28 protein-coding genes are annotated in these 26,206 nt (G+C 34.8%); 17 read left to right on the plus strand and 11 right to left on the minus strand.

Translation table 11 applies throughout. The features are described from left to right. Positions 1–2: 2 nt before the first annotated feature. Both ACTF54_RS05835 and ACTF54_RS05840 read right to left on the minus strand, forming a co-directional pair. Positions 3–362 (minus strand): hypothetical protein, encoded by a 360-nt coding sequence (locus ACTF54_RS05835; protein WP_347196767.1) that lies wholly within the window; start codon positions 360–362, stop codon positions 3–5. Between the two features lie 137 nt (positions 363–499). Further along, positions 500–1,252 carry a UDP-2,3-diacylglucosamine diphosphatase gene (locus ACTF54_RS05840; protein WP_347196766.1) on the minus strand — a complete coding sequence of 251 codons (753 nt, stop codon included), beginning with the start codon at positions 1,250–1,252 and terminating at the stop codon, positions 500–502. 200 nt (positions 1,253–1,452) lie between these two features. Here ACTF54_RS05840 and ACTF54_RS05845 point away from each other — a divergent pair, with 200 nt between their 5' ends. From ACTF54_RS05845 to ACTF54_RS05860, 4 genes are all read left to right on the plus strand, one after another. Then, positions 1,453–2,589: an ATP-binding protein gene (locus ACTF54_RS05845; RefSeq protein WP_347196765.1), complete on the plus strand. Its 1,137-nt coding sequence runs from the start codon at positions 1,453–1,455 to the stop codon at positions 2,587–2,589. A 3-nt stretch (positions 2,590–2,592) separates the two neighbouring features. After that, positions 2,593–3,336, plus strand: a complete 744-nt coding sequence (locus ACTF54_RS05850) for a metallophosphoesterase family protein (protein WP_347196764.1) — start codon at positions 2,593–2,595, stop codon at positions 3,334–3,336. A 119-nt stretch (positions 3,337–3,455) separates the two neighbouring features. Then, complete coding sequence (locus tag ACTF54_RS05855) at positions 3,456–4,607, plus strand: SPFH domain-containing protein (RefSeq protein ID WP_347203171.1); 1,152 nt, start codon at positions 3,456–3,458, stop codon at positions 4,605–4,607. Positions 4,608–4,700: 93 nt separating this feature from the next. Next, positions 4,701–5,798: a DNA helicase PriA gene (locus ACTF54_RS05860; protein WP_347196762.1), complete on the plus strand. Its 1,098-nt coding sequence runs from the start codon at positions 4,701–4,703 to the stop codon at positions 5,796–5,798. Between the two features lie 52 nt (positions 5,799–5,850). Here the strand turns inward: ACTF54_RS05860 and ACTF54_RS05865 are convergent, their stop codons facing one another. Both ACTF54_RS05865 and ACTF54_RS05870 read right to left on the minus strand, forming a co-directional pair. Then, positions 5,851–6,297, minus strand: coding sequence for a thioredoxin family protein (locus tag ACTF54_RS05865; protein ID WP_347196761.1), 447 nt, complete (start codon positions 6,295–6,297; stop codon positions 5,851–5,853). A gap of 33 nt (positions 6,298–6,330) precedes the next feature. Next, positions 6,331–8,685, minus strand: a complete 2,355-nt coding sequence (locus ACTF54_RS05870; protein WP_438968928.1) for a TonB-dependent receptor — start codon at positions 8,683–8,685, stop codon at positions 6,331–6,333. 98 nt (positions 8,686–8,783) lie between these two features. On the opposite strand from ACTF54_RS05870, the gene ACTF54_RS05875 reads away from it, so the two are divergent. After that, positions 8,784–9,440 carry a metal-dependent transcriptional regulator gene (locus ACTF54_RS05875; RefSeq protein ID WP_438968929.1) on the plus strand — a complete coding sequence of 219 codons (657 nt, stop codon included), beginning with the start codon at positions 8,784–8,786 and terminating at the stop codon, positions 9,438–9,440. A 109-nt stretch (positions 9,441–9,549) separates the two neighbouring features. On the opposite strand, the gene hemF is transcribed toward ACTF54_RS05875, so the two are convergent. Genes hemF through ACTF54_RS05895 form a run of 4 tightly spaced genes read right to left on the minus strand, consistent with a single transcriptional unit; the run spans position 9,550 to position 12,970 of the window. Next, complete coding sequence (gene hemF / locus ACTF54_RS05880) at positions 9,550–10,455, minus strand: oxygen-dependent coproporphyrinogen oxidase (RefSeq protein ID WP_438968930.1); 906 nt, start codon at positions 10,453–10,455, stop codon at positions 9,550–9,552. Next, a complete protein-coding gene (locus ACTF54_RS05885; RefSeq protein WP_438968931.1) occupies positions 10,452–11,246 on the minus strand; it encodes an EI24 domain-containing protein in 795 nt (264 codons plus the stop codon). The genes hemF and ACTF54_RS05885 overlap by 4 nt, the downstream gene beginning before the upstream one ends. Positions 11,247–11,256: 10 nt before the next feature. Next, complete coding sequence (gene hemE / locus ACTF54_RS05890) at positions 11,257–12,282, minus strand: uroporphyrinogen decarboxylase (RefSeq protein WP_347196756.1); 1,026 nt, start codon at positions 12,280–12,282, stop codon at positions 11,257–11,259. Then, complete coding sequence (locus ACTF54_RS05895) at positions 12,275–12,970, minus strand: uroporphyrinogen-III synthase (RefSeq protein WP_438968932.1); 696 nt, start codon at positions 12,968–12,970, stop codon at positions 12,275–12,277. The genes hemE and ACTF54_RS05895 overlap by 8 nt, the downstream gene beginning before the upstream one ends. A gap of 323 nt (positions 12,971–13,293) precedes the next feature. On the opposite strand from ACTF54_RS05895, the gene ACTF54_RS05900 reads away from it, so the two are divergent. The 10 genes from ACTF54_RS05900 to ACTF54_RS05945 all read left to right on the plus strand — a co-directional run bounded on the left by ACTF54_RS05900 (position 13,294) and on the right by ACTF54_RS05945 (position 21,766). Beyond that, entirely contained in the window at positions 13,294–13,884 is a 591-nt protein-coding gene (locus ACTF54_RS05900) for a Crp/Fnr family transcriptional regulator (protein ID WP_347196754.1), read from the plus strand. Between the two features lie 51 nt (positions 13,885–13,935). Further along, positions 13,936–14,811 (plus strand): YicC family protein, encoded by an 876-nt coding sequence (locus ACTF54_RS05905; RefSeq protein WP_438968933.1) that lies wholly within the window; start codon positions 13,936–13,938, stop codon positions 14,809–14,811. Continuing rightward, positions 14,811–15,410 carry a guanylate kinase gene (gene gmk, locus ACTF54_RS05910; RefSeq protein ID WP_347196752.1) on the plus strand — a complete coding sequence of 200 codons (600 nt, stop codon included), beginning with the start codon at positions 14,811–14,813 and terminating at the stop codon, positions 15,408–15,410. The genes ACTF54_RS05905 and gmk overlap by 1 nt, the downstream gene beginning before the upstream one ends. Continuing rightward, positions 15,394–15,984, plus strand: a complete 591-nt coding sequence (gene nadD, locus ACTF54_RS05915) for a nicotinate (nicotinamide) nucleotide adenylyltransferase (protein WP_347196751.1) — start codon at positions 15,394–15,396, stop codon at positions 15,982–15,984. Before gmk ends, nadD begins: the two co-directional genes overlap by 17 nt. 187 nt (positions 15,985–16,171) lie before the next feature. Then, positions 16,172–16,828: a metal-dependent transcriptional regulator gene (locus ACTF54_RS05920; protein ID WP_347196750.1), complete on the plus strand. Its 657-nt coding sequence runs from the start codon at positions 16,172–16,174 to the stop codon at positions 16,826–16,828. Further along, entirely contained in the window at positions 16,825–17,613 is a 789-nt protein-coding gene (locus ACTF54_RS05925; protein WP_347196749.1) for a transporter, read from the plus strand. Before ACTF54_RS05920 ends, ACTF54_RS05925 begins: the two co-directional genes overlap by 4 nt. Before the next feature lie 53 nt (positions 17,614–17,666). Continuing rightward, entirely contained in the window at positions 17,667–18,575 is a 909-nt protein-coding gene (locus ACTF54_RS05930) for a metal ABC transporter solute-binding protein, Zn/Mn family (protein ID WP_438968940.1), read from the plus strand. Continuing rightward, entirely contained in the window at positions 18,575–19,312 is a 738-nt protein-coding gene (locus ACTF54_RS05935; protein ID WP_438968934.1) for a metal ABC transporter ATP-binding protein, read from the plus strand. The genes ACTF54_RS05930 and ACTF54_RS05935 overlap by 1 nt, the downstream gene beginning before the upstream one ends. A gap of 187 nt (positions 19,313–19,499) precedes the next feature. Further along, positions 19,500–20,612, plus strand: coding sequence for a metal ABC transporter permease (locus ACTF54_RS05940; RefSeq protein WP_347203170.1), 1,113 nt, complete (start codon positions 19,500–19,502; stop codon positions 20,610–20,612). Beyond that, positions 20,609–21,766, plus strand: coding sequence for a metal ABC transporter permease (locus tag ACTF54_RS05945; protein ID WP_438968935.1), 1,158 nt, complete (start codon positions 20,609–20,611; stop codon positions 21,764–21,766). Before ACTF54_RS05940 ends, ACTF54_RS05945 begins: the two co-directional genes overlap by 4 nt. Before the next feature lie 95 nt (positions 21,767–21,861). On the opposite strand, the gene tnpA is transcribed toward ACTF54_RS05945, so the two are convergent. The 3 genes from tnpA to ACTF54_RS05960 all read right to left on the minus strand — a co-directional run bounded on the left by tnpA (position 21,862) and on the right by ACTF54_RS05960 (position 24,214). Then, positions 21,862–22,269 carry an IS200/IS605 family transposase gene (gene tnpA / locus ACTF54_RS05950; protein WP_347197430.1) on the minus strand — a complete coding sequence of 136 codons (408 nt, stop codon included), beginning with the start codon at positions 22,267–22,269 and terminating at the stop codon, positions 21,862–21,864. Between the two features lie 457 nt (positions 22,270–22,726). After that, entirely contained in the window at positions 22,727–23,494 is a 768-nt protein-coding gene (locus ACTF54_RS05955; protein WP_347197431.1) for an enoyl-CoA hydratase/isomerase family protein, read from the minus strand. Positions 23,495–23,557: 63 nt separating this feature from the next. After that, a complete protein-coding gene (locus ACTF54_RS05960) occupies positions 23,558–24,214 on the minus strand; it encodes a ComF family protein (RefSeq protein WP_347197432.1) in 657 nt (218 codons plus the stop codon). Between the two features lie 75 nt (positions 24,215–24,289). On the opposite strand from ACTF54_RS05960, the gene ACTF54_RS05965 reads away from it, so the two are divergent. Together ACTF54_RS05965 and ACTF54_RS05970 are read left to right on the plus strand one after the other, a co-directional pair. Next, positions 24,290–25,171 carry a hypothetical protein gene (locus ACTF54_RS05965; RefSeq protein ID WP_347197433.1) on the plus strand — a complete coding sequence of 294 codons (882 nt, stop codon included), beginning with the start codon at positions 24,290–24,292 and terminating at the stop codon, positions 25,169–25,171. 188 nt (positions 25,172–25,359) lie between these two features. Beyond that, positions 25,360–26,154: a class I SAM-dependent methyltransferase gene (locus ACTF54_RS05970; protein WP_438968936.1), complete on the plus strand. Its 795-nt coding sequence runs from the start codon at positions 25,360–25,362 to the stop codon at positions 26,152–26,154. The last annotated feature ends 52 nt before the right edge of the window (positions 26,155–26,206 follow it).

The following is a 26,206-nucleotide window of genomic DNA, read 5'->3' on the forward strand; positions in this document are numbered from 1 at the left end:
TATTATAGTACAGAAGGTAACTCTTCTACTTTACCTATAAAAGTAAGCAGCTTTGATTCATTATATAATTTTTCCCATTTTGTATTATTGATATCAGAAAATGAAGGAACGCTATGGATTACTTGTGATTTAAACTTATCAATATCACCTTTACTCTGTCTAGCCGCTTTACGCAACTGCTTTTTGTTTTCATTAAATATGGGTTGATCTTTTAAATCTGCCTTTTGAACTAAAACAGTAATTTCTTCTAGAGAATTTGTAAGAGTTTTTTGAGTATCGTTATTTTCTTGACCATAAGTAATAACAGAAAATAACACAAATAAAGCGCTTAAAATGGTAGTGTTTATATTAGAATTTTTCATCATGCCTATTTTTAAAGTTTCACTTTTAATTACAGTACAAAGATGAGATAGATTTGAAGTAAAACCCTTAAATATAATTCTATTAAAATGTTATATTATTCCTTTTATTAAAAAACAGGTCACTTTTAAATGTTTGATTAAAACTGTTCAAGTTTAAAATTAACACCATCAAAAACACCATAGCGATATTGAGTAATCCAGTCGCCTAAATTGATATATGTGGCGTTTTCACCTACTTGAATTTCCATCGGCAGATGTCTATGTCCAAAAATAAAATAATCAAAATGTTCTGTTTCTAATTTGCGTTTTGCATATTGCGCGAGCCATTCATTTTCTTCGCCTAAAAACTTAGCATCTTCTTCACCAGAGATCAATTTATTTTTTACAGATAAATGTCTAGCAATTCCAATACCTAAGTCTGGATGCAGCCATTTAAAACACCATTGAAAAAATGGACTGGTAAAGACCTTCTTCATGCGTTTGTACCCTTTATCTCCAGGACCTAAACCATCGCCATGTCCTATCAGGAACTTCTTACTGTTAAATTCAAAAGTTTGAGGTTTGTGATATACAGGAATTCCTAACTCTTCTTCAAAATAACCAAACATCCATAAATCATGGTTCCCTACAAAAAAATAAATAGGAATACCACTGTCTGCTATTTCAGCAAGTTTTCCTAAAACTCGTACTTGATTTTTAGGAACAACAGTTTTATATTCAAACCAGAAATCAAATAAATCTCCTAATAAAAAAATAGCCGCCGCATCTTCTTTGACAAGATCTAACCAAGCTAGAAATTTCTTTTCACGTGGTTTGCTCAATTCTTGAGTAGGTGCACCTAGATGGTTATCACTAGAGAAGTATATTTTTTTTCCTTCGGGAATTTGCATGGCCACAAAGATAGTAGGAATTTAAATTTAAACTCAAACTTAAGTTTAAATCTAATGGATTGATAGATAACGGACTTTATAAAAGTGCGCACATCGGTAAAGTGAGTTGTTGTTTTAGATCTAAAAGTTTATAATACTTGGTTTTACCTTTTAAATTTAAATTTGGATTTAAGTTTAGATTTTAACTTTACCTTTCAATCATGATCAATAAACGACTTCTTGTTAAGAATTTACTCGCTCATAATGACGAGAATAGTTTTTATGATAAGAAATTAAAAATTGACTTGAGTAGTAAAGAAGGTAAAGCAAAATTTCTCAAGCATATCTGTGCGCTTTCTAATTCAAATCCTAGAAATAATAGTTATATAGTAATAGGTATTGATGATCAAACTAATAGGATAGAAGGAGTAGATTTTTTTGATGATTCAAAATTGCAAAATCTAGTTAATGCCTATTTAACTAATGCACCTATTATACAGTATGAAAATATACTTTTTCCACATTTGCCTACAGGCAAGGTTGTCGGACTAGTAACTATACGCGCGCAAAACGAGCTAACAACGTTGCGCAAAAATATCTGGAAATATTATGGCGGTAGCGTTTTTTTTAGAAATGGTAGTATATCCATGCCTAAAACTTTTGATATAGAGGTAAGAGATATTAATTCTAAAATAGTTGAACAACTCGAGAAAAAAGCCAGCAACAATATAGAACACACATTAGATAGTGTTGTAGAATTCCTAGCTCGTAAAAATCAAGGTTTAGAAACTCATTATAAAGTCTTTAAGGAACAATTTGTAATATGCTGGTCTGGTAAGCTTAAAATTAAAAGCGGTAAAAGTTATTATTCTCGTGTCGATATTGAAATGGTGAACGAGCAAGTGCGACTGTTTTACAGCACACTGGATGAGGTGCAAATTAGCTTTGATGAAGATAGTTTTAGCATTTTAGAGTTTGTAGAATTAGGTATAGGGAAACAGCAAAAACACCATCTGTTAGAGCGACAAACTTTGCGTTTTTTTCCTAACGGAACCTACAAATTAGAAAATAAAATATTGTTTAACCCACCGTATTATGATCGTAAATTGTTGCACCACATCTATAATACTAATTTAGCTCTTTTAAACAAGATAACAAATGGTATCTTATTGAATGATCAGGAAATGAAAGCTTTAAATGAATTACCAGAAACGATGTTGATATGTCAATTCAATAATGTGGGCGAGGCCATTGATAAAATGAATGCGCATAAAGGTTTACTCAAATCTTATCCAGAAGTATACAAATCATATAAAGAAGCCTTGCGTGTATTGCGCAAAGTAAAATACCATTCATAGTTCATGAGGACCATTTGCATAGGAGACATTCACGGCGGTTATAGAGCGCTCGTTCAATTAATAGAAAGAATAGATGTAAAAGATGATGACCAGTTGATCTTTTTAGGAGATTATGTGGACGGCTGGTCAGAAAGCTATGAAGTCATTGATTTCTTGATCTCGCTTTCGCGAAAGCGGAAACAAAACAATCAAACAATTCCCATTTATTTAAGAGGAAATCACGACGAACTTGTTGTGATGAATTTAAAAGCAGAAAAACCGCATCCTATGTGGTTAAAACATGGAGGCGAGAGCACCATTCAAAGTTATAAAAACAGGAACCAAAAAGATATTCAACGTCATTTTGATTTTCTTCAGAATGATTTACTGAATTATTACGAATTAAATGATAATGGCTTCTTCCATGCAGGTTTTCAAAATTTAAAAGGTCCAAAATATGAGCATAATGAAAACGCTACTTATTGGGACCGTACTCTTTGGGAAATGGCCTTATGTGTTGATCCTAATCTATCTATAGATAACGATCGGTATCCTAATCGTTTAAATATCTACAAAGAAATTTTTATAGGTCATACACCTACACATCGTTGGGATAAATATGAGCCTATGAATGCAGCAAATGTTTGGAATATGGATACTGCTGCAGCTTACACAGGTCCTTTAACAGCCATGTGCGTAGAAACAAAGGAAGTGTGGCAAAGTGATCCAGTACACACTTTTTATCCGGATGAGAATGGTAGGAATTAAGTGTAACAATTCTTTGTAAATACTTACCTATAATAGGAGATGAATCACACTTTTGATTTTGCAAAAGCGACATTCTTGTAAAATTACTACCTTAGAAAACTAATATTAAACCAACTACCATGAGCTTATTTGATAGAATTAAAGAAAAGTTAAGTCACGAATTCATCGATATAGTCGAGTGGCTAGATTACACAGATGATACTATTGCACATAGGTTTGAACGTTACCAAAATGAAATTAAAAACGGCGCAAAACTGGTCGTACGTGAAGGACAACTGGCTGTTTTTATAAATGAAGGACAACTGGCAGATGTTTTTAAACCAGGAACCTATGACTTAACCACTCAAAACTTACCGATACTTTCTACTTTAAAAGGCTGGAAATACGGTTTTAACTCACCTTTTAAAGCCGAAGTTTACTTTGTCAATACGACACTTTTTACAGATGAAAAATGGGGAACTAAAAACCCAATAACCTTAAGTGACGATCGCTTTGGACTGGTAGAAATTAGAGCATTTGGAACCTATGCATTTAAAATAGCCGATGCTGGTAAATTTATCATCGACATTGTAGGAACTGATAATAATTTTACCAATTTTGAGATCAATGAGCACCTTAAAAGTCTAATCGCAACAAGATTTACAGATACGGTAGGAGAAGCAAATCTGCCGATTGAATTATATGCAGCAAATACTTCTGAACTTTCTGAAACGTGTCAAGAAGTAATGAAGCCAGAGTTTTCCAGCGTAGGAATCTCATTAGAAAAGTTTTATATCGAGAACGTTTCTATGCCTGAAGATCTTAAAAAAGAGATTTTCGAATACAGCCGTTTGGATAAAATTGATTTAGATAAATTAACCAAATTTAAAACGGCAAAAGCTATTGAAGCGGCAGCACAAAATGAAGGTGGAACTGCTGGTGCAGGAATGGGAATGGGAATGGGATTTGTTCTCGCGCAACAAATGGGCGGCATGATGTCACCTCAAATGGGTGGACAGCATCAACAAATGCCACAGCAACAATATCAGCAACAGCAATCACCGACAATGCCGCCACCTATGCCACAAGCTGCTCAGTATTTTTATGCACTAAATGGTGCGCAAGCTGGACCAGTAGGTTATGATCAATTAAGATCACTATATGCTAGTAGAACTATCAATAAAGATACCTTAGTCTGGAAAGCCGGAATGGATGGTTGGAAAGCATTGAATCAAGTAGAAGAATTAAAAGGCTTTTTAGGAGGTAACACGCCGCCACCATTGCCTATGTAGATCCAATGCTTTTGGTGCTATTTTGTTATACTAGCTTTTCATGTAAAAAGCTTTAACGCTTATATTCTAAACCTACTTATATTTATTTTTAAATTGGACGTACAACCTCCCATTAATTCTGAGCGTAAAAAATCCTGTGTCAATTGCGGTGCAGAGTTGACTTATGAACCTGGAACAGATTTAATCACCTGCGATTATTGTGGACATAAAGAAGTAATAGAAGAGGCTGAAGAGCAATTTCAAGAATTAGAATTAGAAAAATACATGCAACAAATGGGTGCGCAATCGCATTCTATGGAAATAAGCATGTTACATTGTAAAAATTGTGGTGCAAATCAGCATATAGAAGAAAGTTATAAATCGCTTCATTGTGTTTACTGTACGATGCCGCTCATTATAGAAGATGCCTATCAAGACGATTGGATTCTTCCCGGCGCTGTTCTGCCTTTTGCCTTCAAGCCAGATCATGCACATCAGATTTTTAAAAAATGGGTTGCTGGGTTGTGGTGGGCACCTAATAATTTACAACGTGCCAGTTTAAGTGCTGAAAACACAAAAGGACTTTATATTCCTTATTGGACTTTTGACGCTCAATTAGTTGCTCAATATACTGGTCAAAGAGGTGAGTATTACTATGTAACCGTAACTACTGGTTCTGGCAAAAATAAACGCACTAGACAAGAACGCCGCACAAGATGGTATCCTGCTCAAGGAGAAGTTTCTGGATTTGTGGATGATACGTTAGTAAAAGCATCCCAACAAAAAGGAGGGCAAATACCATCTCAAGTTGCCTCATGGGATCTAAAAGACTTAAAAACTTTTGACACTAGATTCCTTGCTGGTTATGTAACAGAAAAATATACGATTCCTTTAAAAGACGGACATTTAGACGCAAAAGATAAAGCAAAAGATATCGCTTCTAACTGGGCTAGAAGAGATATAGGTGGCGATACGCAGCGCTTAAACAGTATAGAAATGCAATTAAGTGAAGAGACTTTTAAGCATATTTTACTGCCAGTCTATATCAGCTCTTATAAATTTGACGGCAAACGTTATCATTTTTATGTAAACGGGCAAACAGGTAAAATTCATGGAACCAGACCGTATTCTTTTTGGAAAATATTCTTAGCAATTCTTACGGTGTTGCTTATGATAGGTGCCATTGTTTATTTTGTGAATTTGAATCAATAGGATCTTCATTACGCTTTCGCGAAAGCGGAATTATTTTACACACAATATAATATTATAAAAACTCTAGGAGTTCCTTAGACGTATAATATTCAAAATGCCGATCTTTTAATGTAAAATCCTTATTCAGTACAACTGTTGCTGGAAGTGAGAATGAAAACCCTTCTCGAGAAGCTAGTAATAAGGGTATTTCGTGAATTCCATTGCGCATGGTAAGTGCTTGTTTGTTGATAAAATCTACTCCTTCAAAAGTAATAGTGTCCGTGGTTTCTACATCCATTTCTACCGCATAGTAGTCTGCATTAATTTTACTGATAACGGCTGGATTGGTAAAAATTTCTCGTTCTATTTTCTTACAGTAGTCACACCATTCTGCATGAAAAAAGATGAAAACTGGTTTGGGCTCTTCTAATAAAGCATTTTCTAATTGTGACCAGCTTTTCCAGTTGATAGCTTTTTTTTGCTGAGCTCCAGATAAAGGGATTTCAACTAATAAAAGCATTATAAGATAACAATATTTCATTAGTATGGTATATTAAAAATCGCCAAATTTCAAGCCTATAAAGAATGTTCTTGGACGGTTAGGACCATAAATATAATCAGAATCTCGAGTTGCGCCGCTGTCAAAGTCGTCTTGATAGCTATTAAACATGTTTTGAACGCCACCGCTTAATTCTACATGAAAATTTTCTATAGGGTCAAAGTGATAGGTTAGTTTTGTCGTCATATCCAGAAATGCGTCGGTATCTACTAAGTCCAGAAAACCTGAGTCGCTTATCACTCGTGGTGCTATCATAGAGCCAGTATAACTTCCTGTTATGTCAAACTGCCAGGCTTTAGAAGCTGTCCAGTTAGCGTTTAGAAAGCCATATACGTTGGGTGTCCTAACAAATTCATCTATAATTATATCCTGTTCTCCAGGTGTACTACCATCTGCCTCAAAAAATACTTGGTCTTCATCGTATATGGAACGTTGTATAGTTGCTCCAGCTTGAAATGAAAAATCTGAACTTGGCGATATGCTCAATTCAAAGTTTGCACCTGCCACATAAGCACCAGATCCGTTTCTTGTTTCTTCAAGAATAGAGCCATTGGATAAAGATGCGCCCGTACTAACAATAGTAAATGGGTTCTCTAAGGTGGTGTAAAAACCTTCTACCAAGAAATTAGTCTGTGTTTTATTAAAGTCTTTTGTGTAATTAAAAGATGCTGTAAAGGCGTTTGAAAATTCGCTTTCCAGATTATCGGACAAGATCACGAAACGTTGTTCACCACCTACCGATGAAATGTGTAAATCTTCATTAAAAGCTTGTGGTGCTCTATATCCGCGGGCGTATCCACCTCTAAATTGTAACGCATCATTAATGTTATACAAAACTGTCAATCTAGGATTAAGTACGGTTTCACTAACACTATATAATCGCTCAATATTTTGTATTTTATATAGACCATCTACATTAACGTGGTCCATACGCGCACCGACTAAGGCCGTAAATTTATCAGAAGGCTTCCATTCATATTGCGCATAAAGACCTATGCTATTCACCTCCTGATCCACGAGTTTATTGTAGCCTGGTATGACATCATTGGTATCATTCAATTGGTATTCTATACCTGTTGTGATAACATCTCTTTTAAAATTGTGAGTGTATTTTGTTCCAGCAACCAGAGCGAGGTCTGTGGTTCTTCCCAAAGCATTATTAGCAAGAAGTGAATCTGCTCGCGTTCTTCTACCACCTAAACCTCCATAATAGCTATCGCGATCTGTATGTTGAACTGACATATAAGCAGTAGCCGAATTCTCGCGCGCATCGTCAAAAATTTCATAATCTACACCTGTAAATACAGTGTTATGATCTAGCTCTTCTGTAATATCGGTAAATTGAGGAGCAAGGTCTAGACGGTCACCACCACGACGGTATTCACGTATTCCTGTAAAGTCAAAGCCGACGCGGCTGTTGTCATTAGGCTTGATAAAAGCCTTTGTACCTAGGGAATTGTTGGTCAGTTTTGTAATTTCAGTAAAGCCATCATCATTTGCATCAAAAGCATCTCGATCACGGAAAATACCATAAACCGTAACGCCGCTCATTAGGTCTTCACTTACTATGGATGCGTTGAGGTTTACATTTCGATCCAATGTTTCCCCATTTATAAAACTAAAGTTAGAGCCAATTTCCCATGTATTATTAACTGGTTGCTTTGTAATAACATTAATGGTTCCTGCGATCGCGTTGGAACCAAAAAGTGCAGATCCACCGCTACGCACTACCTCAACACGATCAATAATACTAACAGGAATTTGTTCTAGTCCATAAACACTATTAAGTGCGCTAAAAACCGGTCGGCTATTGACTAGAATCTGCGTGTATTGACCTTCCAGGCCGTTTAGTCGCACTTGCGTAAAACCGCAGTTTTGACAATTGGTTTCGACACGCACTCCAGGCTGGTAGTTCAAACCATCTGCAATGGAAATGGATTGCGTAGCGGCAAAAAGTTTAGGACTTAAAACATTTACAATCACTGGTGCCTTTTTTTTACTAATTCGGTTTCTGGTGGCACTTACTACAATTCCCTCAAGACCTAAGGCGTCCTCTACCAAAGCAAAGTTAAGCTGTTGATTTATTCCTTCAATAATTGTTATCGTTTTAGACTGCGATCGAAATCCTTGTGATTGAACAGTTATCGTTTGTATTCCTGCAGGAATCTTCAATTTATACTTTCCGTTTTCGTCTGCGCTAGTTCCTATGCTAGTGTTTTTAATAAATATGGATGCAAAGGAAACTGGTATTTCGGTACTGGTCACTGTTCCTGAGATAGTCGTCTCTTTTGTTTGAGCTATAACAGCTGTTAGGGTAAAGAACAGGATTAAGGTAAATATCTTTTTCATTGAATGCAAACTTAAATTAGTTATACAAAAATAAAATGTTAGGTAAATCTAACATAATTATTTTGTATTTATTTATATTTTTGTTTCAAAACAGTTTTATGGCTTCAGATATTAAAGAAAACTATATTAAAGCATTGTTCTATTTACATCAAAAGAATGAAGATATTTCATTATCTGATTTAGGAGAAGAATTAAAAGTTAGTAAGCCATCTGCAAGCGATATGATTCATAAATTGCAAAAGGAAGAAATTGTAATTTCAAGGAAATACAAACCTATAAGGATAACAGAAAAAGGTAAACAACAAGCTGCTCTAATAATTAGGAAGCATCGATTATCTGAAATCTTTTTAGCGCAGATAATGAAATTTGGATGGGAAGAAGTCCATGAAATTGCTGAAGAATTAGAACATATTAAAATGGATAAGTTCTTTGATAGGATGGATGAGTTAATGGGATTCCCTACAACTGATCCACATGGTTCTCCAATTCCTGATAAGAATGGAAATTTTAATAAGCCTAATTATAATCAACTTTCTCAAGCAACTTTAAAATCTACCGTTATTGTAAAAGCTTTGCGAGATAGCTCTGTAGAGTTTTTATTGTTTTTGAATAATAAAGAAATCCAGCTTAACACAAAAATCACTATCACTCATGTTGAAAGCTTTGATAAAAGCCTTACTGTGTCTTATGATAATTATACTGATGTTGTTTTAAGTAAAACAATTTGTGATCGTATTTTAATTGAAGAAATTTAATTTCTTTTTCTTCTTTATCTACATGGATAATTTTTAAGTTACTGTAATTTTTGACGATAGACAGACTACAGTAAAAACTTAATCTTAGAGATTTTTTAAAATTCTAATTTCAAACCCAATCTACAGGAGCCTTTAAAACAGTAAGAAGTTTTTCTTCTTCACTTCCAGCTTCTGGTTGGTGATCATAAATCCATTGTACATGTGGCGGTAGACTCATTAAAATACTTTCTATACGACCGTTTGTTTTTAAGCCAAATAGAGTCCCTTTATCATGCACTAAATTAAATTCGACATAACGACCACGGCGTATTTCTTGCCACTCTCGATGCTTATCAGAATAAGGGGTGTCTTTTCTTTTTTCAACAATAGGTACATATGCTTCTAGAAAATGACTCGCCATATCTTTTTGAAAATCTAGCCAGTCTTCCATAGAAAACTCTTTAGATGCTTTACAGTAATCATAAAATAAGCCACCTATTCCACGAGCTTCTTCACGATGTGAATTATGAAAGTACTCATCACATTTTTTCTTAAAAAGCGCGTAGTCTGCAATTTCATGTCGATCGCAAACCTCTTTACATACTTGATGAAAATGCTGTGCATCTTCTTCAAATAAATAATAAGGAGTTAGATCTAATCCACCACCGAACCATGAATCTACTGTATTACCTTTTTGATCATACATTTCAAAATATCTGAAATTTGCATGAACAGTTGGAACCATTGGGCTTTCTGGATGGATCACAAGACTTAATCCGGTTGCGTAAAAATTACAATCTTTTACCTTAAAATATGCTTGCATGGCTGGAGGAAGATCTCCATGAACAGCACTGATACTTACACCACCTTTTTCAAAAACGTTTCCATCTTGAATAATTCTAGAAAAACCGCCGCCACCTTCGTTGCGTTGCCACTCATCTTCTTGAAAAATTGCTTTGCCGTCAATTGCTTCTAGTTTTGAAGTGATGGTATTTTGAAGTTCTTTTATAAAATTATAAAACTGTTCTTTAATCATTGGGCATTAATTTGTGGATTTTGATTACCAGGAAGTTGTTGTAGGTTTTCCTCATTAATCATTTCTTCTAGTGTTGCCCTAGAAGCTGCTGTAACAGAAAATGGAAGCACTAGAATAACTCCCAAAACAGGAATAAAGAGCATTCCCATAAATATAATTCCTATTCCTATGGCAATACCTCTGTTTCTTTTTACAAAATGAATACTATCTCTGTATTTAAAGTGTCTTTCTAACGTGTAATCAATATTTCCAAAACCAGCATAATAGGCTTGAACTATAAATGCAAGAACGGTAAAAAGGATGCCTACTACAGGAATAAGACTCAATAAAAGTAAAGGAATGGTAATTAGTATTTCATAAGAAATATTGCGCAGGTTGATTCGTAAACCTCGCCATAGCTGTTCCATATTTGTCGTATCCCTATGTTGAATATGGTTTCTTGCTTGTGGATAATAGTGGTTTTCAATACGCTCTGAAACAGGAGACATAAAGGGTGCACTAAGTGCCATTACAAAATGTTTGTAAAGAATAAATGCTAAAAGCAAAACGACAAGCGCTCCAAACCAGGTAGCAACCTCTGTAAAACCTTCTTTGCCCCAATCCCAAATCCATGCTTTGGCAAAAAACCGTCCTAAATTATCAGATAACCCATAGACAGCAAAGAAAATACCGATCCCAAAAAGCAAGCTTATTCCCATAGGAACAAGGAAATATTTCCATAGTTTTAATTCATGGATAAGCTTAAAACTATCTTTATAAGACCTTAATCCTTTGAGAATGTTCTTGAACATCGGTTATGCTTTATTGACCATATTCTTTTACAGCATCAACAAATGCTTGTGCATTTTCAACTGGAATATTAGGTAAAATTCCATGACCTAGGTTAGCTACAAACCGGTCTTTACCGAATTCATTAATCATTTGGGTTACCATTTTTTTAATTTCAGCCGGTGGCGAGAATAACCTTGATGGATCAAAATTACCTTGAAGCGTGACGTTGCCACCAGATAGGTAACGTGCATTTCTAGCACTACAAGTCCAGTCAACTCCTAATGCAGACGCACCGCTCTTTGCCATATCTCCTAAAGCAAACCAACATCCTTTACCGAATACGATTACTTCTGTATGTGGCTTTAATGCGTCCACAATTTGTTGAATATATTTCCAAGAAAACTCTTGATAATCTGTAGGTGATAACATCCCGCCCCAAGAATCAAACACCTGAACTGCGTTCACACCATGATTTACTTTTTCTTTTAAGTAAGCGATAGTGGTATCTGTTATTCTTTGTAACAGGATATGTGCTGCTTCTGGTTGCGTAAAACAAAACTCTTTTGCTTTATCAAAATTCTTACTTCCTTGCCCTTGTACACAATAACATAATATAGTCCATGGTGATCCAGCAAACCCTATCAAAGGAACTCGATTATCCAGCACTTTTTTAGTCATGTCTATGGCTTCAAACACATAACTCAATGAATCTTTAACATCTGGTACCACCACACGATCTAGGTCTTTTACAGTCCTTATAGGATTTGGTAACCATGGACCTATTCCGTTTTTCATCTCTACTTCAATGTTCATTGCTTGTGGAATGACTAAAATATCAGAAAATAAGATAGCAGCATCTGGACCTATTTGATCAATAGGCATTACAGTAATTTCAGTTGCTAATTCTGGAGTTTGACATCTGGTAAAGAAATCATATTTAGCCTTTAGTTTCATGAAATCTGGCAGGTATCTTCCTGCTTGTCTCATCATCCATACTGGTGGACGTTCTACTTCTTCTCCTCTTAAGGCTCTTAAAAATAAATCGTTTTTAATCATTTCTTATCGCTTTTATGGCGGTTATCAAGGTGTTTTCTACAGTTTGTTTATTGGCAACTACTACTTTTTGGTAATACTTTTTTGCGGTGCTAGCGGTTGTTTCTCCTATACAAACTGCGTTTAAGGGTTTGTTTTTGGGATTCGCTTTCGCGAAAGCGTGAACACCACGAGGACTATAGAAAGTTACTGCTGCAAAAATACGATCAAAGCTTTTCATCAGGGCAATCGATCGATAAACAATAATTTCCTCTAAGGGTATTTTTTCTTTAAGAAATAACGCTGGAAGTTCATGACGCCTTTGGTCGCTGCAGAAATATGTGAAATGATCATCGGGAAATTTTGTAATAATTTGCTGTGCAAGCTCTAAAGCGCTGTTGGAGATCTGAGTAGGTTGAAACCCATAGTTTCTCAGGGTCGCAGCTGTTGTTTCTCCTACGCAAGAGATCTTGTTGATAAAGCTTCTGTTTTTTAATGCAGTTTCAATAGCATTTTGACTGGTTATAATGACGTGATCGTATTTTGTACTTTTTTCACAAAATACTTGCTTTGTTTTTAAAACGTCATAATGTGTTAAGCTTAATCCGGTGTTTAAAACCAGCTCTTGTTGAGCGTCGGTCAAAAGTTTAGTGGAAAGTATGCTGCTATTCATATAAATAGCAAGATAAATATTTGCGTATAATTTTGTCAAAAATTCAAATGTAAAAATAATAGCGACGCATTTTGTCGAATATTTAAAACGTTAAACGATAAAGAATTTTCAATCATAAAAAAGGATTTAATCGATAAATTTGTTTTTTTATTGTATTTTATCCGATAAATATGATGTTTAATCGATTATTAGTGTGTATATTACTCCAGTTGTATTTATTAGTTAAAAATTTGTTTTGAAATAAGCCGATTAAATACAACTAACACTTGATCTTTTTGGTAAATTAGTGTAAAGTTTTGTGAAATAATAGAATTAATCGATATTTACTCATGATAAAATGAGTTTATTTCAAATCATTTAGTATGGAATTACCATCGTTTTTGTTCGATTTAACAGGAGAAGGAGATAAGCCGTCATTAGAGTATGCTAATGAAATTTTCAGAATGCTTGAAGTGACTAAAGTTCGTAAAAAACAAGTATTATTAAATTTGGGTGAAGTTGCAGATAGTGTTTTCATAGTTAAATCAGGAATTTTAAAAGGAAGTATTATTGATGAGTTTGGAGAAATGCATACGGTGAGGTTTGTAGCTGATGGTGATGTGATAACCTCTATGTACAGTTTTATTGATCAAAAACCTTCTGAGCTTCAAATTGAGTGCGTAGAAGCTGGAGAAATACTTTTCTTTAAATATCAAGACTTTGAATATATTGGTAAAATTTACTCGGGTTTATCGCATGCCTTTCATAAGATCATGCTTAAGAGATACCACGATATGCTAGATGAAAAATCTAGAATGATAAGCGATGATGCAACAACTAGATATGTTAAGTTCATGGAACGATATGCATTCATTATAGATCGATTGCCTCTTAAAGAAATTGCTTCATTTTTGGGCATACGACAACAGTCACTAAGTCGATTGCGTGGTAAAATGGATGAAGTCGTAAGTTAAATAAAACGACACCCTTTCTTAATCATTATCTTTGCATAAAAAAGCACGAGAATGATTACTTCTATGACAGGCTATGGTAAAGCTGTCCAACAATTATCAGACAAAAAAATTACAGTTGAGGTTAGAACACTCAATAGTAAAAACTTGGATCTTAATATTAGACTTTCTTCTTTATATAGACAACAAGAACTGCCTTTAAGACAGCTTGTTTCTAAAACCTTATTGCGTGGTAAAGTAGACCTTTCTGTTCATGTAGAGCAAACAGGAGTGGCGCCTAATTCTAGAATCAATCTGGAGTTAGTAGAGAACTACATGAGGCAAATGAGCGAGCTGGATGGTATTCATTTTAGTAATGGAGACCATAAATTGCAGTTATTAGAAATTGCTACTAAATTTCCTGATGTTTTTTCTCAACAATCTACTGATGTTTCTAAAGAAGATATTCTTGCTATTGAAGAAACTGCAAAGACTGCTATAATAGCCGTTCAAGAATTCCGTAAGGACGAAGGTCACGTGCTAGAGCTAGAATTTGATAAACGCATCTCTAATATCAAATACCTTCTGTCTCAAGTAATAGAAGAAGATGTTGATAGACTTGCAGATGTAAGAACTAGACTTGAAAAAGCGGTTTCTGAAATCAAAGAAAAGGTGGATGAGAATCGTTTTGAACAAGAGCTTATATATTACCTAGAGAAGTACGATATTACAGAAGAGAAAGTACGCTTAGAAAACCATCTTAACTATTTTATGGAAACGATGAGTATTCCAGAGTCTCAAGGCAAAAAACTCGCCTTTATTTCTCAAGAAATAGGTCGAGAGGTCAATACTATAGGTAGTAAGGCAAACCATGCTGCAATGCAACAAATGGTAGTCCGAATGAAGGATGAATTAGAAAAAATAAAGGAACAACTACTTAACGTATTGTAATGGAAGTATTACCTAAACTGATTGTTTTTAGTGCGCCATCTGGTGCTGGAAAAACCACTCTAGTGAGGCATTTATTGACTAAAAAAGAATTAAACCTTGCTTTTTCTATTAGCGCAGCCTCTAGAGAGGCAAGAGGTGAAGAAATTGATGGTAAAGATTATTACTTTTTAGGAATTAAAGAATTTAAAAATCGCATACGTGCAAATGATTTTCTTGAGTTTGAAGAAGTTTATCAAGATCAATTTTACGGTACTTTAAAAGAAGAAGTAGAACGTCTTTGGGCTGAAGGTAAAAATGTGATTTTTGATATAGATGTAGTTGGTGGATTGCGTTTGAAGAAAAAATTCCCCAATCGTACCATATCTATTTTTGTAAAACCACCATCTATAAATGAGCTTCAAATACGTTTAAAGAAACGCAAAACAGAAACTGCCGAAAAAATCGCTATGCGAGTAGCAAAAGCCAGTACAGAAATGGCAACTGCGCCTCAGTTTGATGTTATTATTAAAAATGACGATCTTCATGCTGCAAAAGAATTGGCTTATAAAACTGTTCATGAATTCATAAATAAAAAAGTCAGCGATGACGAAGAGGAATAAGATAGGTCTTTATTTTGGTACATTCAATCCTATCCATATAGGACACCTAGCTATTGCAAATTATCTAGTAGAAAATAGTGATCTTGATGAAATATGGATGGTAGTAACACCTCATAATCCCCATAAGAAGAAAAAGACATTGCTAGACGATTATCAGCGGCTTCACATGGTACATCTAGCTACAGATGATTATGATAAAATAAATGCTAGTAATATTGAATTTGGATTGCCGCAACCTAACTATACCGTTAATACGTTAGCTCATTTGTCAGAGAAATATCCAGATAAGGAATTCACGCTTATCATGGGAGAAGATAATCTTAAAAGTCTTCACAAATGGAAGAATTATCAAGTCTTATTAGAAGATTATTCAGTTATCGTTTACCCTAGAGTATCTTCAGGTGATGTTCCTGAGCAATTTACTGATCATGTTAAAATCACTACCATTAATGCTCCTATAATGGAAATATCGTCTACCATGATACGTAATGGTATTAAAGACGGAAAAGATTTACGATACTTTATGCATCATCAGGTACAAGAATATGTGGAAGAAATGCATTTTTATAAGTAAGCATTGAATATTTAAAACGCTTCTTATTCTTAAAGTGGAATACTTTTTTTGCTTTCGCGTAAGCAGTGTGATCCTTTGTGTTAATGTTTTATCAGATATTTAATTCGTAACATAAATGAAATCAGTATTTTTAGGCAAGGCTAAACTTTAATTTACTCTTAACAAATTAATGTTTTACCTTTGAAAAATGCATTCAGTATCCGAAGAAAATTATATAAAAGCGATTTTTCATCTTCAAGATGATCTAGCATTAGTGTCCACAAATGAAATCGCTAGACGTATGAATACTAAGGCGTCTTCCGTAACTGATATGCTTAAAAAATTAGCAGATAAGAATCTTGCAGAGTATATACCTTATAAAGGAGCACGTCTGACTGAAAATGGTGTGAAGTGCGCAAATCAAATCATTAGAAAACATCGATTATGGGAAGTCTTTCTAGTAGAAAAACTTGATTTTTCTTGGGATGAGGTTCACGAAGTGGCAGAGCAGCTAGAACACATTCAGTCTCAAAAGTTAATTGATCAACTAGATAAACACCTTGATTACCCTAAAAAAGATCCGCATGGCGATCCTATTCCAGATAGTAATGGTAATTATGAAGTAATCAATAAAACACTTCTTTCACAATTAAAAAATGGTGATAAAGGAGCGTTAGTAGGTGTGATAGACACTTCCAGTAATTTTCTAAATTATCTAGATAAACACAGTATTCAATTAGGAACACAAATTGAAGTTCTTGAAAGAGAAGATTTTGATAATTCTTTTACGCTTCAGGTTAATTCAAAATCACTTCAAGTTTCCCAACTAATAGCTGATAATCTCTATTTAAAAATTTTCAAATGATAGAGCGGTTACTTTTTATTGCGATAATTTTAATAAGCAGTCTATCATTTGCTCAAACAGATGATATAGGACCTTTAATAACAGACCGTCCTGATGCAACAGGGTCGCCTAGTCTCGTAAGAAAAGGATTTTTACAGATAGAAACTGGTGGTTTTTATACTGATAACGGTGATGATAATTTTAGAACTAAAGAGATTACCTATAACACAACATTGTTGCGATATGGTCTTTTAGAAAACTTTGAATTACGTATAGGGCTGGATTACAGATCAACAGAGTTTGAATCTAATGGACAACAAGTAGGAGATAACTTAACTGGTACCTCACCACTTTTACTAGGTGCAAAAATAGGAATTGCACAGGAAGATGGATGGATGCCTAAAATGGCTATTTTAGGACATTTGAGTATGCCTTTTAGTGCAGCATCAGACTACAAACCAGAAAATACAGGAATCGATTTCAGGTTTTCCTTTGATCATACGCTTAATGAACGTTCCAGTATTGCCTATAACTTAGGAGCTCGTCTAGATGCAGAAAATCCAGAGCTAGCCTATTTATATACACTAGCTTACGGTTATGATTTAACAAGTAAAATAGGTGTTTATGTAGAGTTGTATGGAGATTTTCCAGAAAACTCAAGTGCAAATCATTTGTGGGATGCTGGTTTTACTTATCTAGCAAATGACGATTTACAGTTTGATCTAACTTTTGGATCAGGGATTACAGATGGTCAAAATTTATTACTCAGTGCTGGTCTAAGTTACAGGATTCGAAAAAATAAATGAGATAACTATTATATCGCTTTCGCGAAAGCGGAAACAAAACAAATCCTATGAATATGAAACAAACCTTACTATTTCTACTTGCTATTTCTATAATAAGCTGTGGTGATAAAAAACAAGATAAGGATATTTTAAAAGTAGTCACAACCACAACAATGATTACAGATCTGGTAGAAAATATAGGCGGCGATCTTATTGAAATCAACGGATTAATGGGAAGTGGTATTGATCCTCATTTATACAAAGCTAGTCAAGGTGATTTCAGAAAATTAGACCTAGCAGATGCTATTTTTTATAATGGTTTGCATCTAGAAGGTAAGTTGGTAGAGATCTTTGAAAAAATGAATGAGCAGAATAAGACGACAATCGCAATAAGCGACGGGCTTGACAAGAAAACACTTATAGGAAGTGAATATTTTGCAAGCAATTATGATCCACATATATGGTTTGATCTGGAATACTGGAATCAAGTTACGCATTATGTAACGGATCAATTATCAGCGTTAAACCCAGAAAACAAAGCTGCTTTTGAAGCTAATCGAGATACGTTTTTAGAAAAATTAAATGCTTTAAAAACAGAATTATCTGTAAAAGTAGACGAGCTGCCTAAAGAGAAACGTATTTTGGTGACCGCGCATGATGCTTTCAATTATTTTGGTAGAACATTTGATTTTGAGGTAGTTGGTCTTCAAGGCCTTTCCACAGCTACTGAGGCTGGTGTGAAAGACGTGCAACGCATCACCCAATTTATTATAGATAACAATATCAAAGCAGTTTTTATAGAAAGCAGTGTGCCACGACGCACGGTAGAATCGTTACAAGCAGCTGTAAAAGATCAAAACCACGAAGTAAACATAGGTGGTGAGTTGTATAGTGATGCCTTAGGAAGTGCTGGAACTGAAGAAGGAACTTATATAGGAATGTACCAACATAACGTAAATACGATTATCAACGCACTCAAGTAATGGAACAAAAAATAGCGGTAGCAGTAGACGATTTAACTGTTGCTTATAACTATAAGCCAGTACTTTGGGATATTGATTTATCTATTCCAGAAGGTGTTTTGATGGCTATTGTAGGACCTAATGGTGCAGGGAAGTCTACTTTAATTAAATCTATTTTGGGAATCATTGATCCTATCGCAGGATCTGTTGCTATTTATGGAAAACCTTATAAAAAGCAACGAGATAAAGTCGCTTACGTTCCACAAAAAGGTAGTGTAGATTGGGATTTTCCAACTACTGCATTAGATGTCGTAATGATGGGAACTTATGGCGCGTTAGGATGGATCAAAAGACCAGGTACCAAACAAAAAAAACAAGCTTTAGAAGCGCTGGAAAAAGTAGGTATGCTGGCCTTTAAGGGAAGACAGATTTCCCAACTTTCTGGTGGTCAACAACAACGCATATTTCTAGCAAGAGCACTAGTTCAAAATGCAGCTATCTATTTTATGGACGAACCTTTTCAAGGTGTAGATGCCACCACAGAAATTGCGATCATCAATATTTTAAAGGAATTACGTAAAGCTGGTAAAACGGTAATAGTCGTGCATCACGATTTACAAACAGTACCAGAATATTTTGATTGGGTAACTTTTTTGAATGTAAAGCACATCGCTACAGGACCAGTTAAAGATATTTTTAATGATGATAATCTAACAAAGACTTATGGGATTAACTATAAAGTCGCAGTGCAGCAATAGAACTTGAACTTGAACTCGAATTTGAATTTGAACTTGAACTCGAATTTGAATTTGAACTTGAATTTGAATTTGAATTTGAATTTGAATTTTGAAAATAAATAATAAATAGAGCTCGCTTTCGCGAAAGCGAGATAAGAATAGAAATAGATTAAAAATTCCTTCCCTTTGGGAAGGTTAGGATGGGCAATTGGAACTAATAGATTTCTTTACGGATTACACGCTGCGCACCATAACGCTAGGAACAGCTGTTTTAGGAGCTATTTGTGGTATGTTAGGAAGTTTTGCGGTTTTGAGAAAGCAAAGTTTGCTAGGTGACGCAATTTCTCATGCAGCATTGCCGGGAATAGCTTTAGCTTTTTTGTTTACTGGCTTAAAAGATTCTAACGTGTTACTTCTGGGTGCATTAATTAGTGGATTTATAGGAACCGTCTGGATACGTGGAATTGTGACTAAAACTCATTTAAAAACAGACACTGCTTTGGGTTTGATTTTAAGTCTGTTTTTTGGTTTTGGCGAGTTGGTTTTGAGTTATTTAAAAAAACAACCAGACGCAAATCAGGCAGGATTAGATAAATATTTATTCGGTCAGGCAGCAACTTTGGTAGAGAAGGATGTTATTGTAATGATTGTCGTAACAGGGATTAGTCTTGCTGTTATGTTATTGTTTTGGAAGGAATTCAAACTGTTGCTTTTTGATAAAAACTATGCGATGACTTTGGGCTTTAATACGCGATTTATTGATGGATTGATCAGCTTTTTTATTGTTCTTGCTATTGTGATAGGTTTACAAACTGTAGGTGTGGTATTGATGAGTGCTATGTTGCTTGCTCCAGCAGCAGCAGCCAGGCAATGGACCAATAGTTTAGGAACCATGGTAATTCTCGCAGCTATTTTTGGTGCTTTTTCTGGCGTTTTTGGAACAGCAATAAGTGCTAGTTATAACAATCTTTCTACAGGACCGGTAATTGTTTTGGTCGCAGCAGTTTTTGTAGTTATTTCATTTGTTTTCTCTCCAGGAAGAGGGATTCTTTTCAAACAGATACGACTAATTAGAAATCGTCGTGATCTTGAGTTGAAAAAAACTCTGTATTTTATGTACGGGATCGTAGAAAAACATCAAGATGTTACTAGACCGCACTCTATTAGAATCCTTAATGGATTTCAAGGCTTTACTAAAGGAACCTTGAGTGCACTTGCAGATAAAAATTGGATCACCATTCAAGGTCAAGATTGGGCGCTGACAGAAGAAGGTTTTCAAACTGCAGAAAATTTATACAATTCCAATATATCAGAATCATGAACAGCGAACTAGCCATTATATTGATCGCTTGTCTTACTTCAGTCGCTTGTGCGATTCCAGGAGTGTTTCTTGTATTGCGTAAAATGGCATTGATAAGTGACGCGATCAGTCATTCTATTTTACCTGGGATCGTGATCGGTTTCTTCATAACAGAAGACCTTGCTTCTCCATGGTTAATTTTACTCGCAGCTTTTAGTGGTATTATTACTGTAGTTCTCGTAGAAGCGATTCAAAAAACAGGATTGGTAAAAGAGGATACTGCCATAGGTCTTGTGTTTCCAGCATTATTTAGCATAGGAGTTTTATTGATTGCTATTTATGCAAATGATATTCATCTGGATACCGATGCTGTTCTTGTAGGAAGGCTGGAATATGCAGCTTTTGATAAGTTGATGATTGATGGAGTAAGTTATGGCGCAAAGAGTTTGTGGACGATTTCTGCTGTTTTGTTAATCACCATAGGTTTGCTTTTTGCGTTTTACAAAGAGTTAAAGCTAAGTACTTTTGACATAGGTTTATCGTCTGCTTTAGGTTTTTCTCCTGTCATTATGCATTATGGATTAATGAGTGTAGCTTCAGTTACGACCGTTGTGTCATTTGATGCAGTAGGAGCGATTCTAGTTGTTGCCTTGATGATTGCGCCAGCTGCAGCGGCTTACCTGCTGACTACAGATTTGAGAAAAATGATCTTGCTATCTGTTTTGTTTGGCATTTTGAGTGCCGTAGGTGGTTATTATTTTGCGGCATGGTTAGATGCTTCTATTAGTGGATCTATAACCACAGTCTTAGGATTGATATTTTTCTTGGTTTATCTGTTTGCACCAACAAAGGGTTTGATCGCTGTTTTATTTAAACAGAAAAGACAACGCATAGAAGTTTCTTTATTGACTTTTTTATTGCACCTGAATAATCATGATAGTAAAGAAGAAAGAAGAGTTGCGCATTTGCAAGAACATATCAATTGGGGTAAAGTACGAGCACAGACAGTTCTCGATCTAGCCGAAAAAAACAATATGATCCTTATTCAAAACCAAGTTGTTTCCTTAACACAAAAAGGTCTTGATTTCACCGAAAAAGCCCTCGATTACATTATAACCAATAAAGACGAAAAGATTGAAGACATGAAAGACGACTTCTTTTTGTTTAGAGGTTGATTTGTTAAAACATCATAAGTGGCGGAATTAATTCCGCCACTTATGATGATGATATGATCTTTGATCATTTTAACCATTTGAAAATTAAAGGTCCATCAAATTTCAAAGTCATCAATAACCGATTTATTTGCGTGATGTGATTTTTGATTTTGAATATAACTCGCAATTTTAGGAACTTCTTCAGGACTAACCGTGAACAATCCGTAACCTCGTTGCCAAGTAAAGCTTTCCAGAAACTCATAGTTATCATTCATCCATCTGGAACTAGAACCTTTGATATCTTTTAATGTTTTAGATATAGAAACCAGCGGATTTGCATGCATAAGAATATGAACATGATCTTCCATTCCATTAATCATAATTGGATCGCAGCCTATTTCTATACACTTGTTCCATAGCATCTTGTATAAAGAACTTTGCATTTGGGTAGTTATCATAGGTTCTCTTTGTTTTGTAGAAAACACTATATGATAATAGGCATGAATATTATTGCGAGACATCATTTAAAGATAATAAATTTGTATCATGGATTTTAAGCAATCATAAGGGGCGGAATTAATTCCGCCCTTTATGTTGTTGAAATTATCTTTAACTATTTTTTACCAGGATACTCTTTAGAATCAATATCATGGGAATAAAGACACCGAAAGCTAAGATGGAGGTAATAATATTGATGTTCAAAACTTTAGCTGTGCCAAAATACATTACCATGAATACTACAAACCACACTATAAATTTCAAGCCTGTACCTATATTTTTTTTACTTCGCTTATAATCTTGATAGTAAGCTATTACTAAGAAAAGAAATACAGGAGAAAAAAGTAATGGCAAAAACTGAAATAAAATTAACTTCATGAAATTGATAAAGCTTAAATATCAGCTTATTAATTGAATTTAATACAAAAAAAGAGGCGGAAAAAATTCCGCCCTTTATTATATATGATAAAGATTTTTAAATTTCTAAAACTCGGCCTTACGCTTCTCTAAAAAGGCAGTAGTTCCTTCCACAAATTCTTCAGTACCAAAACAAGAACCAAAGTTATCAATTTCTACTTGATAGCCATCAGTTCCGTCTACAAAGCCAGCATTTACAGCATCTATGGCTGCGCTTATAGCCATCGGGCTATTTCTAATTATTTTAGACGCTATTTTTTCACAAGTAGCCATCAATTCGTCTGCTGCCACGACATGATTTGCTAATCCATAAGAAAGTGCAGTCGCGGCATCAATCATGCCAGCAGTCATGATCATTTCCATGGCACGACCTTTACCTACAAGTTGTGGTAACCTTTGCGTACCACCATAACCAGGTATCACACCTAAAGAAACTTCTGGCAGCCCTAACCTAGCGTTATCACTAACTACTCTAAAATGTGCTGCCATAGCAAGTTCAAGGCCGCCACCTAATGCAAAGCCATTCACTGCAGCAATAACTGGTGTAGAACAATTTTCAACCGCATCAAAAAGCGTTTCTTGTCCTTTTCCAGCTAGCCTTTTTCCTTCTTCTGGAGAAAAGTCTGCAAATTCTGAAATATCTGCACCAGCCACAAAAGCTTTTTCACCACTACCAGTTAGTATAATCACTCGTGTATTCGCATCTTCTTCGGCAGTAGAAATAGCTTGACTCAACTCTTCAATGGTCTCTTTATTTAGTGCATTGAGTTTGTTAGGCCTATTTATTGTGATAGTTGTTATTTTATTTTCTGTAGAAACGAGTATATTATTCATGATATCTTTTTGATGATTTAAACAAAAATAGAAGAAATTTAATAGTAGAGCGTCAACTTTAGGTTAAACTGATATTGCCATGGTAGCTATAGAAATTTTAATATTCGGATTTTTATGTAATTCTCTAGCACAAAGAGCAAGAGTTGTTCCTGTAGTGATGACATCATCAACTAGTAAAACATGTGTTCCTGCTTCAATTTTTTCCATTAGATCATAAGGTGATTGGGTTTCATCACTACGTTTTACTTGTCCTAATCGAGCTTGATTGATCGTGTTCCGACTTTTAATGAGTACGCTTTCGCGAAAGCGTGCATCTAAAACAGTAGCGAGTTCTCTGCCAAAACCATCTACCTGATTATAACCTCTTTTTGCGCGTCTTTTAGGATGCACGGGAACAGGAATAATTAGATCTATATCTTGAAAATCAGGATCATTTTGCAGTTCTGTAGCGATCCATCTGCCTAAAAATGAACTTACCTCTTCATGGCCACGATATTTTAATTGATGTATTAGTTGCTGTACAACGCCTATTTTTTCATAGTACAAGAGGCTAGTTGCGGTTTCAATATCCACTCGTGCAAAAAAGAGGTCTTTCACTTTGTTGTCTTTATCGAGATGATTTAATGCGATAGGGATTTCACTTCTGCAACTGGTGCAAATGACCTGCTCTCCAGCGCTTAAACTGCGATCACATCCCATGCATACCACAGGAAAGAACAAGTTAATAAAATCAGAAAACCACGTCAGAACAAATTATTTTTAGGATAATTACGTTATAAATATAAACAACATCAAATGGCACAGCAAAAAGACAACCGTATTCTCAAGGTTTTACTTGCGATTTTAATTATTTCTATCGTAGGATTATCCGTATGGTCTTACAGCACTTATCAAGAAAATGAAGGCATAAAAACCCAATTAAATGATGAAAAGGCCCAGATTGAGCAGGAACTTAAAAATATATCTGAAGAATATACTCTAGAAATTGACAAAGGAAGCGCTCTTAGTGCGGACTTAACAGACGCAAAAAACCGTATTATTAGACTAGTGGATAGTGTTGGTAAGTTAGAGTCGGACGTAAGAGTACTTACTAGATTGCGCATGGAATTAAACAATATCAAAAAAGACCGTGACTTACTTCAAGATCGTATCAATACATTAGAAGTTATTAATCAAAACCTTGCTGTCGTTAATGACAGTACGATTGCTGCTTTAAATAAAGAGATATTAAAAGGTCAAGATCAATCTTCGACCATAGCAAACCTCAATTCTAGTATGTCTAGAGCAGCAGCATTAATCCCAACTAATTTTACACCTGTAGGCGTTATTGTTAGAAATTCTGGTAAGCAAATAGAAAATGATAGAGCGAGACGTGTAGACGATATAAAAGTGTGTTTTACCCTACCAGAAAACCCATTAGCAACCACTGGTGTGACTTCATTTTATCTTCAGGTAATTAATCCAGAAAACAATGTTTTAGGAGAAAATACAACCAAAGAATTTGATGGACAGAAATTGACCTATTCTAAGGTGATCCAATTTAATTATCAAGGTAAAGAGTTAGACCTTTGTGAGGTTGTAGGCGCAAATGAAGATAATATTACTAAAGGACGTTACAGGATTAATCTTTACAATGGTCCTATACGTGTAAGTAGTAGCGAGATTACTTTAAGGTAAATCCTTTCTAACGGTAATAATTTAAATGGCTGTCTATATTTTTTAGACAGCCATTTTTTGGTAATAACTCTAGTTAGGACTTCATTCATAAAAATATTACTATTGTTCATATGAATTTAGGTACTATAAAAAATAAAAAATCAATTAGAAATTTTTGGTACAGTCTCTCGCCTGACCGCAGGTATTTTTTGCGTAAGTTATTCTTTTGGCCTTTAGATACTTTTGAAAAACTAATCGGCAAACGTCATAAATATGTTCCTCCTAGAGGTGCTGTTTTTACCGGTGGAACAGCAGGAGCTAGAAAATTCATAGAAGAAGCAGCGCATCAATTATCTCTTTTAAAAACATATACACATGTAGCTACAGATCATTGTGTGCTGGATATAGGATGTGGAGTAGGAAGAACTGCTATTGCTTTGACCGATCATTTGAGTAGTGAAGGATCTTATAAAGGCTTTGATCCGGTAGAAAAAGGTATTAACTGGTGTAAAAAAGGAATTGCCAGCGATTATCCCAATTTTGAATTTACACATGTAGATCTTTTTAACGATTTATATAAAAATAAGGGTGATGATGCGGCTGCTTTTAAGTTTCCTTATCGTGATAATCAATTTGATGTATGTTTTTCATTCTCTGTTTTTACACACATGTCTGTAAAAGAGATTCAGAATTACCTTCATGAAATATACCGCGTTTCAAAAGTAGGAGCAATTAATCTATCTACATTTTTCATTTATAATGCTCAAAATGAAGAATATATCTCTACAAGAGATAGTTTTAGTTTTCCAGTAAAGCGCGATAATTATAGACTTATGCATGAAGATGTAACTGCTGGAAATATTGCTATAGAAGAATCCTTTCTATTAAAAATGATTGCAAACGCTGGATTTAAAGAAACTAAAATTATCCATGGTTTTTGGAAGGATAAAAAATATACCGGTGACAAGTTAGAGTATCAAGATATTGTTGTTTTTATGAAATAGAGAGACTTTTAATAATCTCGCTTTCGCGAAAGCGAAATACACAAAATCATCT

The organism is Nonlabens sp. (assembly GCF_965657255.1).
Classification (GTDB): domain Bacteria; phylum Bacteroidota; class Bacteroidia; order Flavobacteriales; family Flavobacteriaceae; genus Nonlabens.

Coding starts and splice junctions, on each gene's coding strand:
- ACTF54_RS05835 (WP_347196767.1), bottom strand. CDS start 362: ATGAAAAATTCTAATATAAACACTACCATTTTAAGCGCTTTATTTGTG.
- ACTF54_RS05840 (WP_347196766.1), bottom strand. CDS start 1,252: ATGCAAATTCCCGAAGGAAAAAAAATATACTTCTCTAGTGATAACCAT.
- ACTF54_RS05845 (WP_347196765.1), top strand. CDS start 1,453: ATGATCAATAAACGACTTCTTGTTAAGAATTTACTCGCTCATAATGAC.
- ACTF54_RS05850 (WP_347196764.1), top strand. CDS start 2,593: ATGAGGACCATTTGCATAGGAGACATTCACGGCGGTTATAGAGCGCTC.
- ACTF54_RS05855 (WP_347203171.1), top strand. CDS start 3,456: ATGAGCTTATTTGATAGAATTAAAGAAAAGTTAAGTCACGAATTCATC.
- ACTF54_RS05865 (WP_347196761.1), bottom strand. CDS start 6,297: ATGCTTTTATTAGTTGAAATCCCTTTATCTGGAGCTCAGCAAAAAAAA.
- ACTF54_RS05870 (WP_438968928.1), bottom strand. CDS start 8,685: ATGAAAAAGATATTTACCTTAATCCTGTTCTTTACCCTAACAGCTGTT.
- ACTF54_RS05875 (WP_438968929.1), top strand. CDS start 8,784: ATGGCTTCAGATATTAAAGAAAACTATATTAAAGCATTGTTCTATTTA.
- hemF (WP_438968930.1), bottom strand. CDS start 10,455: ATGATTAAAGAACAGTTTTATAATTTTATAAAAGAACTTCAAAATACC.
- ACTF54_RS05885 (WP_438968931.1), bottom strand. CDS start 11,246: ATGTTCAAGAACATTCTCAAAGGATTAAGGTCTTATAAAGATAGTTTT.
- hemE (WP_347196756.1), bottom strand. CDS start 12,282: ATGATTAAAAACGATTTATTTTTAAGAGCCTTAAGAGGAGAAGAAGTA.
- ACTF54_RS05900 (WP_347196754.1), top strand. CDS start 13,294: ATGGAATTACCATCGTTTTTGTTCGATTTAACAGGAGAAGGAGATAAG.
- ACTF54_RS05905 (WP_438968933.1), top strand. CDS start 13,936: ATGATTACTTCTATGACAGGCTATGGTAAAGCTGTCCAACAATTATCA.
- gmk (WP_347196752.1), top strand. CDS start 14,811: ATGGAAGTATTACCTAAACTGATTGTTTTTAGTGCGCCATCTGGTGCT.
- nadD (WP_347196751.1), top strand. CDS start 15,394: ATGACGAAGAGGAATAAGATAGGTCTTTATTTTGGTACATTCAATCCT.
- ACTF54_RS05920 (WP_347196750.1), top strand. CDS start 16,172: ATGCATTCAGTATCCGAAGAAAATTATATAAAAGCGATTTTTCATCTT.
- ACTF54_RS05925 (WP_347196749.1), top strand. CDS start 16,825: ATGATAGAGCGGTTACTTTTTATTGCGATAATTTTAATAAGCAGTCTA.
- ACTF54_RS05930 (WP_438968940.1), top strand. CDS start 17,667: ATGAAACAAACCTTACTATTTCTACTTGCTATTTCTATAATAAGCTGT.
- ACTF54_RS05935 (WP_438968934.1), top strand. CDS start 18,575: ATGGAACAAAAAATAGCGGTAGCAGTAGACGATTTAACTGTTGCTTAT.
- ACTF54_RS05945 (WP_438968935.1), top strand. CDS start 20,609: ATGAACAGCGAACTAGCCATTATATTGATCGCTTGTCTTACTTCAGTC.
- tnpA (WP_347197430.1), bottom strand. CDS start 22,269: ATGATGTCTCGCAATAATATTCATGCCTATTATCATATAGTGTTTTCT.
- ACTF54_RS05955 (WP_347197431.1), bottom strand. CDS start 23,494: ATGAATAATATACTCGTTTCTACAGAAAATAAAATAACAACTATCACA.
- ACTF54_RS05965 (WP_347197433.1), top strand. CDS start 24,290: ATGGCACAGCAAAAAGACAACCGTATTCTCAAGGTTTTACTTGCGATT.